We start from the raw sequence: 14,895 nt of genomic DNA, 5'->3' as shown, positions 1-14,895 counted from the left end.
CGTGTCCCTCCGCGACGACCGGTCGTGGTGCCGGGTGCATGGGACACCCGGTTCGGGGGTCACCCTAGGGCATTTGGTGAGCCCTGACGCAGAAGACCCCGGGGGCGGATGCCCCCGGGGTCTCGGTCACTGCTTGTTCAGCTGGCTGCGATCAGCACACGCCCGGAAGCGGGAGGATGGCGCACAGCGGGTTGTCGCTGCCGGTCGGCAGGCCCGGGAGACCGGGAAGGCTCGGCAGGTCACCCGACGGGATGCCGCCGGCCAGCAGGCCGAGGAGCGTGTCCACCAGGTCGAGCACCGGCGCGAGCGCGTCGACGACGGCGCCCAGGCCCAGGCTGGTCAGGGTCGACTTGAGGATGTCGACGAGGCCCGCCAGCTGCGCGGGGTCGGTGAGACCGCCGCCGCTGATCGCGTCGCACAGCGGCTGCATCTGCGGGACCGCGGTGCACAGCGTGTCGAAGGACGCGCCCGCGCCACCGACGCCCGGCAGGTTGCCGAGAGCGTCACAGACCGGCTGCAGCTCCGGGATCGCGTCGCACAGGGACTGGATCGGGCTGGCCGTGCTGGTCGGGGCGGACTGCCGCCAGCAGGTCGTCAGGGCGACGGTGGCGCTGTTGCGCTGGGCGGCGGCCTGGTCGCGGTAGGCGATGCCGGCGGCGCGGGCCTTCTTGGCCTTCTTGAGCTTCTTCTTGAGCTTCTTGACCTTCTTGACCGGCGCGTGGTGCTTCTTGGCCTTCTTGAGCTTCTTCTTGAGCTTCTTGACCTTCGCGTCAGCGGCCGCGACGTAGGCGTTGGCGGCGTTGTAGTTGCCGTTGGCGCTGTTGTACGTCGTCTGCTGGGTGGTGCAGTTCGGCGCGGCCTGTGCCGCGGCTGCCACGGGCGTGGCCGACGCGACGGATGCCGTCGTGAAGGTCAGGCCGAGCGCAACCGCCAGGCCGAGGAACATCTTGAAAAGGGCGCGATGCATCGCGTCTTCTCCCTCCGGATGGTGTGGGTCCCCGCCGACCCTGTGCTCCCTGGCCGGGGGGATGGATATCTCAGTGCAGACAACGACTTGCCCGACTCGGTGTCACGCTAAGGGACCGTCGAGTTTCGTGGGACATGAAACACAGGCCGCACGCCCGAAATGGACGTGCGGCCTGTGGGGGGTGGGCACATCGGCCCGGGATGACTAGTCCGTTCGGATCAGGCCTTCTTCGTGGCCCAGAAGATCTCGGCGATCTCGTCGATCTTCGCGAGCAGCTCGTCGGCCTTGGCCGCGTCGAGGGTGCCCTTGGTGCCGGCGGCGCCGGCCAGCTTGGTGGCCTCGTTGACCAGCGTGTGCAGCTGCGGGTAGGCCTCGAAGTGCGGGGGCTTGAAGTAGTCGGTCCACAGCACCCACAGGTGGTGCTTGACGAGCTCCGAGCGCTGCTCCTTGATCAGGATGGCGCGGGTACGGAAGTCCGGGTCGTCGCTGTCGAGCGCCTTGGCGATGACGGCCTTGATGGACTCGGCCTCGATGCGGGCCTGGGCGGGGTCGTACACACCGCACGGCAGGTCGCAGTGGGCGGAGACGTCGACAGTGGGGGCCGTGAAGGCGGCACGGATGTTCGCGGTGATGCGGGAGAACATGTCGGTCCTCTCAGAGGTTCAGGCGGGCAGGGACTTGCTGGCTGCGACACTACTCGGCATGGGGCAGGCGGCAACGACAGGTCGACGCAGGGTCGGCATCGCGGTCGTGCGTGGAGACTCCATGAGGCCCGCGTTGCGCCCCGGGCAGCGCCTGCTCGTCCTGTACGGCGCCCGCGCGCGCCCCGGGCGGATCGTCGTCGCGCGCTTCGCCGACGGCACCCTGGCCGTGAAGCGGGCTGCCGAGCGGCGGGGGAGCGGCTGGTGGCTGCTGAGCGACAACGCGGGCGTCGGCGTGGACTCGCGGCACCGGGGTGTCGTGCCGGACGCTGATGTCGCGGGCGTCGTACGGGCCCGGTTGTGGCCGTGGCCCCGCCCGTTGTGAAGCGAGCGTGGTGAGCCGGCGGCTGTGAACCGGCCGGCCGCTGTGACCTGTCCCATGCGGACACCTCCGTTGCCCGGGCGGTCGGTGTGAAAGGATGGGGAATCGTGGCTGACGACGTTCTTCCCTCCCACCCGCACGCGGGTGAGCCGGTCTTCGATCTGCACCTCGGCGGGAAGATGGCGACCGTACCGACGGCCGATGTCAGCACCCGTGACCAGCTCTCGCTGGCCTACACCCCCGGCGTTGCCGAGGTGTGCGAGGCGATCGCCGCCGATCCGGAGATGACCCGGCACTACACCTGGGTCCCCAACACCGTCGCGATCGTCACCGACGGCACCGCGGTCCTCGGCCTCGGTGACATCGGCCCGGCAGCGGCCATGCCGGTGATGGAGGGCAAGGCGGTCCTGTTCAAGCAGTTCGGCGGCGTCGACGGCATCCCGATCTGCCTGGCGACCACCGACGTCGAGGAGATCATCGAGACCGTCGTCCGGCTCGCGCCCAGCTTCGGCGGCATCAACCTCGAGGACATCTCGGCGCCGCGCTGCTTCGAGATCGAGGACCGCCTCAAGGAGGCCCTCGACATCCCCGTCTTCCACGACGACCAGCACGGCACCGCGGTCGTGACCCTCGCGGCCCTGTCCAACGCCCTCAAGCTCACCGGCCGCACGCCCGAGTCGACCCGGGTGGTGATCTCGGGTGCCGGTGCGGCGGGCGTGGCGATCGCGAAGATCCTGCTCGCCGCGGGCATCAAGGACATCGCGGTCACCGACCGCAAGGGTGTCGTCAGCTCCGACCGCACCGACCTGACCTCGGCCAAGAAGGCGCTCGCCGAGCTCACCGCCGACCAGTGCGGTCGTCGCGGCACGCTGGCCGACGCCTTCGACGGCGCCGACGTCTACATCGGTGTCTCCGGCGGCACCGTGCCCGAGGAGGTCGTCGCCACCATGGCCGACGACGCGATCATCTTCGCGATGGCCAACCCCAACCCGGAGGTGCACCCTGACGTCGCGCACCGCCACGCGCGGGTGGTCGCGACCGGTCGCTCCGACTTCCCCAACCAGATCAACAACGTGCTGGCCTTCCCCGGCATCTTCCGCGGTGCGTTCGACGTCCACGCCAGCGCGATCACCGAGGGGATGAAGGTCGCCGCGGCCGACGCGCTCGCCGCGCTGGTGGGCGAGGACCTGTCCGAGGACCTGGTCATCCCGTCGCCGTTCGACCCGCGGGTCGGCCCGGCGGTGGCCGCCGCTGTGGCGGACGCCGCACGCCGAGACGGTGTCGCCCGGATCTGATCGCCGGATAGCGTCGGACGCATGTTCGCCGTCTACGCCGACTCGTTCGCCAGCTCCTCCGAAGACCCGCTGAAGGGCCTCGTCGTCGGGGAGCGCCCCGACCCGGTCGTCCCCGACGGCTGGACCACGGTCACGGTCAAGGCGGCCTCGCTCAACCACCACGACCTGTGGTCGCTGCGCGGAGTGGGCCTCAAGGCCGAGGCGCTGCCGATGATCCTGGGCTGCGACGCGGCGGGGTACGACGAGGACGGCAACGAGGTCGTCGTGCACGCCGTGGTGTCCGACCCCGACTGGTCCGGTGACGAGACCTTCGACCCGCGCCGCTCGCTGCTCTCCGAGCGGCATCAGGGCACCTTCGCCGACAAGGTGGTCGTGCCGCGGCGCAACGTGGTGCCGAAGCCCGCCTCGATGTCCTTCGAGGAGGCCGCCTGCCTGCCGACCGCCTGGCTGACGGCGTACCGGATGCTGTTCACCCAAGGTGGGCTCAAGGCTGGTGACACCGTGCTGGTGCAGGGCGCCGGCGGCGGCGTCGCCACGGCCCTGATCGCGCTCGCCCGGGCCGGTGGCCTGCGGGTGCTCGCCACCAGCCGCGACGAGGCCAAGCGGGCCAAGGCGCTCGAGCTCGGCGCGCACGAGGTGTTCGAGTCCGGTGCCCGGCTGCCCGAGAAGGTCGACGCCGTGATGGAGACCGTCGGGCGCGCGACCTGGTCGCACTCCATCCGCGCGCTGCGCCCGGGCGGCAAGATCGTCATCTCCGGCACCACCTCGGGTCCGAACCTGGACGACGCCGAGCTGACCCGGATCTTCTTCCTCCAGCTCAGTGTCATCGGCTCCACCATGGGCACCCGGGGCGAGCTGGCTGCACTGGTCAACCTGCTCGACAGCACCGGCGTGCGGCCGGTCATCGACCGGGTGCTGCCGATGACCGAGGCGCGCGAGGGGTTCGCCGCGATGGCGACCGGCGACGTCTTCGGGAAGGTCGTCTTCACCCGCTGACCGGCCTCCCCAGGCTCTGGTGAGACCTTTTTAACCATTGGCGGGAATGGCTGTCGGTGGGGGACGATTGACTCCTGTCAGCGCCCCGACGAGGCAGACCGATGAATCTCCTCGGTTCGCCATGTCGATCTGGTGAGGCCCGGTTCGTCGTACTTGTGAAGCGACGGCCGGCCCGAGCCGCCCGGCGTCATGGGACCGGCCACCGCCGGACCCTGCCACCCAACCGATAGGACCTGTCATGACTGCGCCCTCCGGACCCGCTGAGACCGGCGACCTCGCCGCGCTCGAGCAGGAGCTCACGCGTGCCCCGGCGACCCCGGGGCGCACGCCGCTCGTCATCAAGCTCCTGGTCGCGGCCACCTTCGTCGTGATCCTCAACGAGACGACGCTCGTCAACGCGGTCCCGCGGCTGATGGCCGACTTCCGCATCACCGAGACGACCGCCCAGTGGTCGCTGACGGTGTTCATGCTGACCATGGCCGCGGTCATCCCGGTGACGGGCTGGTTCCTCCAGCGCGTGACCACCCGCACGGCGTACGCCACCGCGATGATCACGTTCAGCATCGGCACCCTGATCGCGGCGGCCGCCCCGACCTTCGGCCTGCTGCTCGTCGGCCGGATGGTCCAGGCCGGCGGTACGGCGGTCATGATGCCGCTGCTCATGACGACCCTGATGACGGTCGTGGCCGCCGAGGACCGTGGTCGCGTGATGGGTCAGGTCACCCTCGCCATGTCCTGCGCCCCGGCGCTCGGTCCGGCGGTCTCCGGCGTGCTGCTCCACTTCGGCTCGTGGCGGCTGATCTTCATGGTGGTCCTCCCGATCGCCGTGCTGGTGGGCTTCTTCGGCTTCCGTCAGCTCGAGAACGTCGGCGAGACCAACCGCAGCCCGATCAGCTGGCTCAGCGTCGTGCTGGCCGCGTCGGGCTTCAGCACCTTCGTGTTCGGTCTGAGCAAGGTCGGCAAGGCGGACTGGCCCGAGCCGGCGCTGCTCATCGGTGCGGGTGTCGTGCTGATCGGCGCCTTCGCCGCCTACCAGCTCTTCCTGCAGCGCTCGGACCGCCCGCTGATGGACCTGCGCACCCTGAAGGTCCGCAACTTCACGGTGTCGCTGATCCTGATGTCGGCCGGCTTCATGGCCTTCCTCGGCTCGATGCTGCTGCTGCCGCTCTACTTCCAGAACCTGCGCGGCCTCAGCGAGCTGCAGACCGGCCTGCTGGTCATGCCCGGTGGCCTGACCATGGGTCTGCTCGGCCCACAGGTCGGCAAGGTCTTCGACCGGATCGGCGCCCGCCCGCTGGTCATCCCCGGCTCGGCCGTGATGGTCGCGCTGCTGTTCGCGCTGAGCCGGATCGGCGTCGAGACGCCGTACCTCCTGCTCGTCGCCCTGCACGTCGCGCTGATGGCCAGCCTGGCCACCATCTTCACGCCGGTCTTCACCATCGGCCTGGGCGACCTCGCGCCGCACCTGTACTCGCACGGCAGCTCCCTACTCGGCACGCTCCAGCAGGTCGCCGGCGCGATCGGTACGGCGCTGCTGGTCGTGATCATGACCAACCGCACCGAGAGCCTCGCCGAGTCCGGCAGCTCCCCGGCCGACGCCTTCATGGGCGGCCTGCAGTGGGCGTTCTTCGCAGGCGCGGTGATCGGCCTCGTGGTGATCGCGATGTCGCTGCTGCTGCCGTCGAAGTCGAACCTGCCGGCGGGTGCGCACGGCGGGCACTGACCGGCCGGTCGCAGGTGCATGGATCCCCGGATGTCCGGGGATCCATGCGCTGGTCAGGGGTTGCAACCCCTGACCAGCGCATGAACTGCGTCTGCCGTGTGACCGGTGGGGCCCGTGTGCTTCAGTCCAGGAACGCGTCGAGCAGCGGCCAGCTGACCTCGGCCGCCTTCGGGCCGGCGACCAGGCCGAGGTGACTGAGGCCGTCGGCGGCGGCGTACCGGGCGCCGGGGACGACGTCGACGCCGGCCCGCACGGCCGGGCCGTCGGCGATGTTGTCGGTCTCGCTGCCGACGAACAGCACCGGCGTGCGTACGTCGGCCAGCCGGACCTCACGCTTGCGGCTGAGCCGGACGGTGCCGGATGCGAGCTCGTTGCGGACCATCAGCCGGGTGTGGATCTGGTGGTAGGCGCGGCCGGGATAGCCCGGCATCTCGCCGATGAACTCGTCGACGGCGCTGGTACGGGCGAGCGCCTCGGTGTCCAGGATGTTCTTCGCCAGGTGCACGGCCTTGGTCAGCTCGCGCTTCGGCGCCATCGCCCGGTAGCTGGCCCGCACCAGGTGGCGGGGCACGCCGCCGAGGGCCGCGGTGGGTGCGGTGACGGCCCGGGTGCCGAGCAGCCGGTCGGCCACGACGAGCGGTTGGATCGCCGGGATCTGCGCGTAGTCGATCGGTGTGCCGAAGGCGGTCAGCGACGCGATCGGCAGGTCGGGGTGTGCCGCGGCGGTGAGCAGGCTCATCGTGCCGCCGAGCGACCAGCCGACCAGGTCGACGCCGTCGACCTGGTCGCCGCCGGCCGCGTGGTCGGCGAGCACCGCGTGGATCGCGGTCGGGAGGATGTCGTCGATCCAGGCCTCGAACCCCATGCCGCGGTCGGCGAAGGTGATCCGCCCGTAGTCGACGAGGTACGTCGCCCGGCCGGCCTCGAGCAGGTGGGCGGCCAGGCTCTGCCCGGGGCGCAGGTCGAAGCAGCGGGCCGAGACCGCCAGCGGTGGGACGAGCAGTACCGGGCGTGGGGCGCGGGCGGCCGTGGTCCGGTCGAAGCGGACGAGCCGTCGGTGCGGCGCGTCGGAGAGCACGGTGGCCGGCAGGCCGTCGTACTGCTCGACGCCGTCGCCGAGGGGCGAGATGGCCCAGGCGTTGCGGGCGGCGGTGCTCAGGAGGTCGGTCGCGGTCGGCACCGCGCCATGGTCCCTGCCGGGCTCGCCGGGCGTCCACCGAACGTGACGAGCGTGACGCCCGGGCGGCCGGGCTCGCCCGCAGCGCACGGTGGCGCGCGGCCCCGGCTCGTGGTTCAGGTCGTGCGGGAGCGCCAGTTGCGGGCGCCGACGAGCATCATCCGCAGCTGGGTGCGGGCGGCCTCGGCGACCCGCTCCTCGGCTGCGGAGCCGGGGGCGGTGCCGAGCAGGCGCTCGGCCGTGGTGACCATGGAGCCGACGATGAGCTCGGAGAGCACCTGCAGGTCGCGCTCGGTCCAGGTGTCGGCGCCGGGCAGGTGGGCGATGTCGGTGGCCAGCTCGCGTTCGGCCAGCTCGATGCCGCGGGCGATCGCCTCGCGCACCCCGGCCGGACCGGCGAACCGCTCGCGCGCGATGAAGGCGTAGTGGGCGTGATCCTGGCGGACCTGCTCGACGAGCACGGCGACCGAGCCGTCGATGATGGTGCCGGCGTCCTCGCCCGCCGTACGACGCAGTTCGCGCAGCAGCGTGCGCAGGGTGTCGAGCGACTCCGCGACCAGCGCCAGCCCGAGGTCCTCGATCGACGGGAAGTGCCGGTAGAAGGCCGTCGGCACGATGCCGACCTCCTTGGCGACCTGGCGCAGGGACAGGGCCACCAGGGTGGAGTCCTCGGACAGTGCGAGGGCCGCGTCGAGGATGGCGCGGCGCGTCCGCTCCTTCTGCTCGACGCGGGTCTGTGCCATGGCCACAGTCTACGTGAGTGAACATGTGTGCACTGTCACGCGGTGGGCCGGTTGACCGCTTCCGTGCGAGCGGGAGAGAGTTTCGGTGTACGGATGTACACCGAAATTCCCGTCACCGAAGGAGGCGCGATGTCCGCGCTCATCTCTCCGCCGGGTCCCGGCCGCGCCGGTCACGTGGTCCAGCGGCTCCTGCGCTCGCGGCTCGCCGCGGCGCTGGCCACGCCGCACGGCGTCGACCGGTACCTCGAGCGGTTCAACCCGATGTGGGCCGCGCACGAGGTGCGCGCTCGCGTCGTGTCCGTCCACCACGAGACTCCCGACGCGGGCGGCAACGCGCCCGTCGCCACCCTGACCCTCCAGCCCACCAGCACCTGGCGCGGCCACCGCGCCGGACAGCACGTGCTCGTCGGAGTCGAGCTGCCCGGCTCGGCCAAGCGGCACACCCGGGCGTTCTCGATCTCCTCGGCCGCCTCGGCGCCGGGGGAGCAGTTCACCCTCACGATCCGCGCCCACGACGAGGGCCAGGTGTCGTCGTACCTCGTCCGCGAGGCGCAGCCCGGCACCCTGCTGCACCTGAGCCAGGCGCAGGGCGAGTTCACGCTCGTCGAGAGCCCGGCCACGCCGACGATCAGCCGGCTGCTGTTCATCACCGGCGGCTCCGGCATCACCCCGGCCATGTCGATGCTGCGCACCCTCCTCCGGGACGGGTACGACGGGCACGCGGGTCGCCGGGTGACCTTCCTGCACTTCGCGCGCAGCCCCGAGGACCAGATCTTCGCGACCGAGCTGGCTGAGATCGCCGCCGCCGACAACGGCGTCGACGTCCACCTGCGCCACGGCGACCAGCTGTTCAGCGAGTTCGAGCTGCGGCGCCTGGTGCCGGACTACCGGGACACCGACACCTGGCTCTGCGGTCCGCCGGGCCTGGTCGAGCTGGTCAAGGCGGCGTACGACGACGGCGAGCCCAACCCGCGCCTGCGGATGGAGTTCTTCAAGCCGGCCGTCGCCCGGGCGGCCCAGCCCGGGGAGCAGGTCGAGGGCGAGATCGCCTTCACCCGCTCCGGCGCGACCGTCGCCGCCTCCGGCGCGAGCCTGCTGGAGCAGGCCGAGGAGATCGGCCTGCAGCCGGAGTTCGGCTGCCGGATGGGCATCTGCTTCTCCTGCACCCGCACCAAGACCGCGGGCACCGTTCGCAACATCCTCACCGGCGAGGAGTCCTCCCTGCCGGACGAGGAGATCCGCATCTGCGTCACTGCCGCTGCCGGTGACTGCCACATCGACCTCTGAGGAGATCACCATGAGCATCGACACGACGGCCGCCCCGGCCGACGAGAAGTACCACGGCCTGACCGCCGAGGAGATCGAGCGGCTCGGCACCGAGCTCGACGCCCTGCGCCAGCGCGTCATCGCCGACCTCGGCGAGGCGGACGCGGCGTACCTGCGCAAGGTCGTCAAGACCCAGCGCAGCATGGAGGTCGCCGGCCGTGCCCTGTTCTACCTGCCCGTGATCGGCTGGCTGCCCGCCGTCGCCTGCCTGAGCGTGTCGAAGATCCTCGACAACATGGAGATCGGGCACAACGTCATGCACGGCCAGTACGACTTCTTGGGCGACCCGGCGTTCAACTCGCGGATGTTCGACTGGGACACGGTGTGCCCCGGGGAGCAGTGGAAGTACTCGCACAACTACATCCACCACACGTTCACGAACATCGTGGGCAAGGACCGCGACGTGGGCTACGGCATCCTGCGGATGGACCCCGAGCAGAAGTGGCACCCCTACTACCTCGGCAACCCGCTCTACGCGTTCCTCCTGATGACCTTCTTCGAGTGGGGCGTCGCCCTGCACGACCTCGAGGTCGAGAACATCGTGTCCGGTCAGCGGAAGCTCGCCGACAACAAGCCGCTCTACCCGGGCCTGCTCAGGAAGATCCGGCGGCAGGCGCTCAAGGACTACGTCCTGTTCCCGGCGCTCACCGGCCCCCTGTTCCCGCTGACCTTCGCCGGCAATGTCGCGGCCAACCTGGTCCGCAACGTGTGGGCGTTCAACATCATCTTCTGCGGGCACTTCCCGGCCGGCGTCGCGTCGTTCTCCGAGGAGGAGACCGAGAACGAGACCCGTGGCCACTGGTACCTGCGGCAGATGCTCGGCTCGGCCAACATCAAGGGCAGCAGGCTCCTGCACCTGATGAGCGGCAACCTCTCGCACCAGATCGAGCACCACCTGTTCCCCGACCTGCCGGCCCGCCGCTACCCGGAGCTGGCCGTCGAGGTCCAGGAGATCTGCGAGCGCTACGGCCTGCCGTACAACACCGGTCGCCTGCACCAGCAGCTGTGGAGCGTCTTCAAGAAGATCTGCCGCTACTCGCTGCCGGGCGGGGAGGCCCGGGTCGCGCCGGTCCGCGGCCCGGATGCCGTGACCGATGACTCGTTGGCAGCCTGAGGTCCTGCGGGGGAGACTGACGGACATGAGCGACGGACGCGACCACCTCAGCAGGGCCGAGATCACCAAGGACGCGCTCCAGGCAGGCGCCGAGGCCGCGGCCCAGACCGTCGGCGAGGTCGCGAGCATCGTGACCCGCGCTGTCGGCGAGGTCGCCGCCGCTGTCGGCGGCTTCGCCACCGAGATCTTCGAGATCAAGGACTCCTCGCAGCGCGCGCTCGCCGAGCACAGTGAGGCGGCCGCGGGGCCCGGTTCGATCGATGCACCTGACGAACCGGCTGTGGACTAGCCCGTTCCGCAGCCCGTTCGTCGGGTGCGACGTCGGGAGGCGAGCCAGGTCAGTCGAACGCGAGCCGGAAGCCCGCCATCCGGAACGAGCCCAGCTGACGGGCCTCGCGCATGAACCCCAGGGGCCCGTCGGCGGCGAAGCTCCACCGGCCGCGGCACGGCAGTGCCTTGGCGTTGCCCTTCATCACCACATCGGCCGTCTCCGGGTGCTCGGGGATGCCGGGCTGCTCGACCAGGCCGGTGAACGGCATCCGGATCGCGGCGCGCGACACGTCGGTGAAGCTGGCCTCGACGATCGGTCGCCGCTCGACGCTGGCCGACCAGTCGGTCGAGGTGACCGGGCCGCGGAAGCTGGTGTCGAGGTCGAAGTCGCACAGCTCCTTGGGGATCGCCCACAGCGCGCGGCCGCCGGCCTGCGAGGCCGGGGAGTCCACCCAGATGTCAGTGATGGTCACCGCGCCCTTGCCCGCACGGTTCTTGACCGTCCGGGCGAGTAGCAGCTCGTGGTAGGTCAGCGGGCTCGGCTCCTCGTAGGAGACCAGCGCGACGCCGTACGTGCCGGCGGGGTGGTGGACGTCGACGTCCCGGGCGAGCCGGAACACGGAGAGCCACAGCGATCCGTGCATGTGCCACGGGGCCGGGGGATAGGCGTTCATTCGTCGTCCTCCAAGAGCAGCTGGGCGGTGTGGGCGAGCTCGGCCTCGATCGCGGCCGGCAGCTCGTCGGTCAGCTCGTGGGCCATCGCGCTGTCGTCGCGCGGTCCGAGGCCGGCGGCCGCCTTCTCGACGGCGGCGCGGACGTCGATGGTCGTGGCGCTGCGGACGTAGGGCTTCTCGAGCTCCTTGGCGACGTAGCGTGCCACGAACCGGCGCAGCTCGCCCTCGACGTTGGCGGCCCTGCTGGTCAGCGAGGCGCGCAGCCCCTGCGCCCTGAGCCGGACGACGACCTGCGCCGAGCGCGGCGGCGTCACGTCCAGCACGATCGCCAGGTCCGCGCGGCCGTGGGCGGTGATCACCAGCGGCACGGTGATCTCGGCGTCGAAGCGCTGCTTGTCCATGCCGAGGTCGACGGTGAACCTCAAGGCGACCGGCAGGTCGACCTGGAACGACACCGGGTCGGCCCCGATCCGCTCGCCGGTGGCGGTGCCGATCGTGCCCGTCGCGGTCACCTTGGCGATCCGGCCGGGCCCCACGCCCAGCGGCCCGACGTCGATCGGGCGTCCGGCCAGCACGTTGACGCCGGCCAGCACCCGTTCGGCGGTCACGGCGGTCGCGAAGAACCGCTCGCCCCAGGCCGCGTGGTCGATCAGCTCCTCGCTCACGGGCGTGAGACTAGTGGGTACGACGTCCCTGCGGGCCGGTCGCCAGTCCGCGGCTGACCATGTCGAGGGTGCGGGCGATCGCGACGTCCTGCTCCTGCTTGCCCAGCTCGGACAGCGGGCCGTCGATGAGCAGCATCGCCAGTCCGTGGACCGCTGCCCACGGGCCGGCCTCGGCGTCGGGGCGGTCCTCGGGAGCGAGGTAGCCCACCGCGACGAGCTGGTCGAGCATCTCGCCGAGCAGCAGGTAGGGAGCGGGTTCGCCCATCCCGTCCGCGCCGCCCTCGTCGCGCAGGCCGCCGGTGAAGCAGGTCCGGAACACGCCCGGCTCCTCGATCGCGAACCGGATGTAGCCGCGTCCGGTGGACCTCAGCCGCTCGAGGGCGCGCTGGACGGGGTCGCCGTCGGTGGGGACCTGCTCGAGGTAGTCGGCCATCGCGGCGACCATCCCGTCCATCGCGAGCGAGCGTGCGGCCCCGAGCAGCTCGGCCTGGTTCTCGAAGTGCCGGTAGGCGGCGGTCGGGGTGACGCCGACCTCGCGCGCGGCGCCGCGGATGGTGACCGCGTCGGGGCCGCCGGTCGCGGCGAGGTGCGCGGCAGCGCGGGCGAGCGCGTTGCGCAGGTCGCCGTGGTGGTAGCCCCGCTTGCCGTCGGCCGGGGTCGAGGTGGTCACGAGGAACATGTTGACACCCGCAAACATCCGTGCCAAGTTAACGGCTACAAAGTTTACGGTCGCACACATTGGAGGGCGCGATGTTCAGCTGGATCGGTGGCTGGGTGACCAGGCGGGCGCGCACGGTGCTCGCCCTCGGCCTGCTCGGCGTGGTGCTCGCCGCGGTCGTCGGCGTCGGCGCCTTCGGCAAGCTGCAGACGGCCGGCTTCGACGACCCCGACTCGGAGAGCAGCCGCGCCGCGGCGCTGCTCGAGGAGCGGTTCGCCGGCGGGGCCGACTACGTGTTCGTCGTCGAGGCCGCGGACGGCGACGTGGACGCCCCGGCCGCGACCGCGGCGGGCGGCGCGCTGACCGAGCGGTTGCGCTCGGACCCGGCGCTGTGCGATGTCGTGTCCTACTTCGACGGCCGGGCGGGCCCGATGCGCTCGACCGACGGCCGCTACGCCCTCGTGACCGCGTCCGTCGCGCCCGGCCAGGAGGCCGACCCGGGGGCCGTGCTCGACGCGTACGCCGGCAGTGACGGCCCCGTCTTTGTCGACGTCGCCGGTGCCGACGTGGTCGGAGAGGAGATCGGCGCCCAGATCGGCCAGGACCTCGGCCTCGCCGAGAGCATCGCCATCCCGCTCATCCTGGTCCTGCTCGTCCTGGCCTTCGGCAACGTCGTCGGCGCCCTCGTCACGCTCGCCGTCGGCGTCGCCGCCATCGTCGGCACCTTCGCCGAGCTGTCGATCCTCGGCTCGGCGACGGACGTCTCGATCTACGCCGTCAACCTCACCACCGGCCTGGGGCTCGGCCTCGCCGTCGACTACGGCCTGCTGATGGTGGCTCGGGTCCGCGAGGAACGCGCCGCCGGACGCGCCCACCAGGCCGCCGTACGACGCGCGGTGGAGACCGCCGGCCGGACCATCGCCTTCAGCGCGACCACGGTCGCGGTGGCGCTGGCCGCACTCCTGGTCTTCCCGATGTACTTCCTGCGCTCCTTCGCCTACGCCGGCATCGGCGTCATGCTGATCACCGCCTTCGCCGCCGTGGTCGTGCTCCCCGCCGGGCTCAGCCTGCTCGGCGACCGGATCGATGCCTGGCCGGTCCCGTGGGTCCGCGGCATCCGGGGCGAGGAGGCGCCGGCCTGGGCGCGGCTCGCCCGTCTCGTCGCCCGGCGACCGCTGCTCACCGCGGTGCCCGTGCTGGCCGGCCTGCTCGTGATGGCGTTCCCGCTGGCCGGCATCGAGCTCGGGACGCCGGACGACCGGGTGCTGCCCACCAGCGCCTCCAGCCGCCAGGCCGGTGACGTGCTGCGCTCGGCCTTCGCCGGTGACGGCACCCACCCGATCCAGGTCGTCACGACCTCGACGGTGCCCGAGGCCGAGCTGGCGTCGTACGCCGTGAGGCTGCGGGAGCTGCCCGGCGTGATCCGGGTCGACACGCAGCCCGGCCGCGGCGCCGACCTGGTCTCGGTGGTCACCGGGCTCGACCCGATGTCCGACGCCGCGCGCGCTCTGGTCGGCGACGTCCGATCCGTGCCCGCACCGGCGGGGACCGAGGCCCTCGTGGGCGGCGCGAGCGCGGAGCTGCACGACCAGATGAGCGGGATCGGCGACCGGCTGCCGCTCGTCGCCGCCTGGCTGGTGCTCACGACGGCGGTGATCCTGTTCCTGTTCACCGGCAGCGTCGTCCAGCCGCTGCGGGCCCTGGCGCTCAACGCCGTCGGCCTCGGTGCCACCCTGGGCGCGATGGTCTGGGTGTTCCAGGACGGCCACCTGTCCGGGGCGCTCGGGTTCACCCCGCAACCGATGGACAGCTCGATGATGGTGCTGCTGTTCTGCGTCGCCTTCGGGCTGTCGATGGACTACGAGGTCTTCGTGATGAGCCGGATCAAGGAGATGCGCGAGCGTGGGCTGTCCAACGACGAGGCGCTGGTGCACGGACTGGCCCACACCGGCCGGATCGTCAGCACCGCGGCGGCCCTGATCGCGATCAGCTTCTTCGCCTTCCTGGTCAGCTCGGTCAGCTTCATCCAGTTCTTCGGGCTCGGCACCGGGTTGGCCATCCTGATCGACGCGACCCTGGTCCGCGGCGTCCTGCTCCCGGCCAGCATCCGGCTGCTGGGGGAGCGGTCCTGGTGGGCACCCGGCCCGCTACGGGCGCTGCACCGCCGGGTCGGGCTCTCGGAGGCCGCACCCGAGACGAGTCCGGATCCGGTTCCGGTCGGCTGACCTCCCACGGTCGCCGGAACGGGGCGAGGGCCCGGCGGA

At 71.4% G+C, this 14,895-nt stretch carries 15 protein-coding genes; 8 read left to right on the top strand and 7 right to left on the bottom strand.

Annotation, left to right across the window (positions count from 1 at the left end):
• Positions 1–151: 151 nt before the first annotated feature.
• Positions 152–967, bottom strand: coding sequence for a hypothetical protein (locus KU893_RS02210; RefSeq protein ID WP_218232678.1), 816 nt, complete (start codon positions 965–967; stop codon positions 152–154).
• 218 nt (positions 968–1,185) lie between these two features.
• The gene (gene sodN / locus KU893_RS02205) at positions 1,186–1,611 is read right to left on the bottom strand and encodes a superoxide dismutase, Ni (protein WP_218232677.1); all 426 of its coding nucleotides are present in this window, start codon (positions 1,609–1,611) and stop codon (positions 1,186–1,188) included.
• 58 nt (positions 1,612–1,669) lie between these two features.
• Here sodN and KU893_RS02200 point away from each other — a divergent pair, with 58 nt between their 5' ends.
• The 4 genes from KU893_RS02200 (at position 1,670) to KU893_RS02185 (ending at position 6,004) form a co-directional block, all read left to right on the top strand.
• Positions 1,670–1,993, top strand: coding sequence for a S24 family peptidase (locus KU893_RS02200; RefSeq protein WP_218232676.1), 324 nt, complete (start codon positions 1,670–1,672; stop codon positions 1,991–1,993).
• Positions 1,994–2,169: 176 nt separating this feature from the next.
• On the top strand, positions 2,170–3,285 hold the full coding sequence (locus KU893_RS02195; RefSeq protein WP_218232803.1) for an NAD(P)-dependent malic enzyme: 1,116 nt from the start codon (positions 2,170–2,172) through the stop codon (positions 3,283–3,285).
• A gap of 21 nt (positions 3,286–3,306) precedes the next feature.
• Positions 3,307–4,281 (top strand): zinc-binding dehydrogenase, encoded by a 975-nt coding sequence (locus tag KU893_RS02190; protein WP_218232675.1) that lies wholly within the window; start codon positions 3,307–3,309, stop codon positions 4,279–4,281.
• 238 nt (positions 4,282–4,519) lie between these two features.
• Positions 4,520–6,004, top strand: a complete 1,485-nt coding sequence (locus KU893_RS02185; RefSeq protein ID WP_218232674.1) for an MDR family MFS transporter — start codon at positions 4,520–4,522, stop codon at positions 6,002–6,004.
• Between the two features lie 121 nt (positions 6,005–6,125).
• Here the strand turns inward: KU893_RS02185 and KU893_RS02180 are convergent, their stop codons facing one another.
• Both KU893_RS02180 and KU893_RS02175 read right to left on the bottom strand, forming a co-directional pair.
• Positions 6,126–7,184: a polyhydroxyalkanoate synthase family protein gene (locus tag KU893_RS02180; protein ID WP_218232673.1), complete on the bottom strand. Its 1,059-nt coding sequence runs from the start codon at positions 7,182–7,184 to the stop codon at positions 6,126–6,128.
• Between the two features lie 113 nt (positions 7,185–7,297).
• On the bottom strand, positions 7,298–7,924 hold the full coding sequence (locus KU893_RS02175; RefSeq protein WP_218232672.1) for a TetR family transcriptional regulator: 627 nt from the start codon (positions 7,922–7,924) through the stop codon (positions 7,298–7,300).
• Between the two features lie 129 nt (positions 7,925–8,053).
• On the opposite strand from KU893_RS02175, the gene KU893_RS02170 reads away from it, so the two are divergent.
• From KU893_RS02170 to KU893_RS02160, 3 genes are read left to right on the top strand one after another with little or no spacing between them, the layout of a single operon-like run.
• Positions 8,054–9,211 (top strand): ferredoxin reductase, encoded by a 1,158-nt coding sequence (locus KU893_RS02170; protein WP_218232671.1) that lies wholly within the window; start codon positions 8,054–8,056, stop codon positions 9,209–9,211.
• Positions 9,212–9,221: 10 nt separating this feature from the next.
• Complete coding sequence (locus KU893_RS02165; RefSeq protein ID WP_218232670.1) at positions 9,222–10,364, top strand: fatty acid desaturase family protein; 1,143 nt, start codon at positions 9,222–9,224, stop codon at positions 10,362–10,364.
• Between the two features lie 25 nt (positions 10,365–10,389).
• Positions 10,390–10,653: a hypothetical protein gene (locus KU893_RS02160; RefSeq protein ID WP_218232669.1), complete on the top strand. Its 264-nt coding sequence runs from the start codon at positions 10,390–10,392 to the stop codon at positions 10,651–10,653.
• Positions 10,654–10,702: 49 nt separating this feature from the next.
• Here KU893_RS02160 and KU893_RS02155 read toward each other — a convergent pair whose 3' ends face one another.
• The 3 genes from KU893_RS02155 to KU893_RS02145 are packed head-to-tail and all read right to left on the bottom strand — an operon-like array spanning position 10,703 to position 12,643.
• Positions 10,703–11,308 carry an acetoacetate decarboxylase family protein gene (locus tag KU893_RS02155; RefSeq protein ID WP_218232668.1) on the bottom strand — a complete coding sequence of 202 codons (606 nt, stop codon included), beginning with the start codon at positions 11,306–11,308 and terminating at the stop codon, positions 10,703–10,705.
• On the bottom strand, positions 11,305–11,973 hold the full coding sequence (locus KU893_RS02150) for a hypothetical protein (RefSeq protein ID WP_218232667.1): 669 nt from the start codon (positions 11,971–11,973) through the stop codon (positions 11,305–11,307). The genes KU893_RS02155 and KU893_RS02150 overlap by 4 nt, the downstream gene beginning before the upstream one ends.
• A gap of 10 nt (positions 11,974–11,983) precedes the next feature.
• On the bottom strand, positions 11,984–12,643 hold the full coding sequence (locus KU893_RS02145) for a TetR/AcrR family transcriptional regulator (protein WP_218232666.1): 660 nt from the start codon (positions 12,641–12,643) through the stop codon (positions 11,984–11,986).
• 80 nt (positions 12,644–12,723) lie between these two features.
• Here KU893_RS02145 and KU893_RS02140 point away from each other — a divergent pair, with 80 nt between their 5' ends.
• Positions 12,724–14,856 carry an MMPL family transporter gene (locus KU893_RS02140; RefSeq protein WP_218232665.1) on the top strand — a complete coding sequence of 711 codons (2,133 nt, stop codon included), beginning with the start codon at positions 12,724–12,726 and terminating at the stop codon, positions 14,854–14,856.
• Positions 14,857–14,895: the final 39 nt, after the last annotated feature.

This window comes from Nocardioides daeguensis (assembly GCF_019192965.1).
GTDB classification, from domain to species: Bacteria; Actinomycetota; Actinomycetes; order Propionibacteriales; family Nocardioidaceae; genus Nocardioides; species Nocardioides daeguensis.
This window is presented reverse-complemented; position numbering and strand designations above follow the sequence as displayed.

Excerpts from the sequence above, each read along its gene's own strand:
- KU893_RS02210 (WP_218232678.1), bottom strand. The coding sequence starts at position 967 with ATGCATCGCGCCCTTTTCAAGATGTTCCTCGGCCTGGCGGTTGCGCTC.
- sodN (WP_218232677.1), bottom strand. The coding sequence starts at position 1,611 with ATGTTCTCCCGCATCACCGCGAACATCCGTGCCGCCTTCACGGCCCCC.
- KU893_RS02200 (WP_218232676.1), top strand. The coding sequence starts at position 1,670 with ATGGGGCAGGCGGCAACGACAGGTCGACGCAGGGTCGGCATCGCGGTC.
- KU893_RS02195 (WP_218232803.1), top strand. The coding sequence starts at position 2,170 with ATGGCGACCGTACCGACGGCCGATGTCAGCACCCGTGACCAGCTCTCG.
- KU893_RS02190 (WP_218232675.1), top strand. The coding sequence starts at position 3,307 with ATGTTCGCCGTCTACGCCGACTCGTTCGCCAGCTCCTCCGAAGACCCG.
- KU893_RS02185 (WP_218232674.1), top strand. The coding sequence starts at position 4,520 with ATGACTGCGCCCTCCGGACCCGCTGAGACCGGCGACCTCGCCGCGCTC.
- KU893_RS02175 (WP_218232672.1), bottom strand. The coding sequence starts at position 7,924 with ATGGCACAGACCCGCGTCGAGCAGAAGGAGCGGACGCGCCGCGCCATC.
- KU893_RS02170 (WP_218232671.1), top strand. The coding sequence starts at position 8,054 with ATGTCCGCGCTCATCTCTCCGCCGGGTCCCGGCCGCGCCGGTCACGTG.
- KU893_RS02165 (WP_218232670.1), top strand. The coding sequence starts at position 9,222 with ATGAGCATCGACACGACGGCCGCCCCGGCCGACGAGAAGTACCACGGC.
- KU893_RS02160 (WP_218232669.1), top strand. The coding sequence starts at position 10,390 with ATGAGCGACGGACGCGACCACCTCAGCAGGGCCGAGATCACCAAGGAC.
- KU893_RS02155 (WP_218232668.1), bottom strand. The coding sequence starts at position 11,308 with ATGAACGCCTATCCCCCGGCCCCGTGGCACATGCACGGATCGCTGTGG.
- KU893_RS02140 (WP_218232665.1), top strand. The coding sequence starts at position 12,724 with ATGTTCAGCTGGATCGGTGGCTGGGTGACCAGGCGGGCGCGCACGGTG.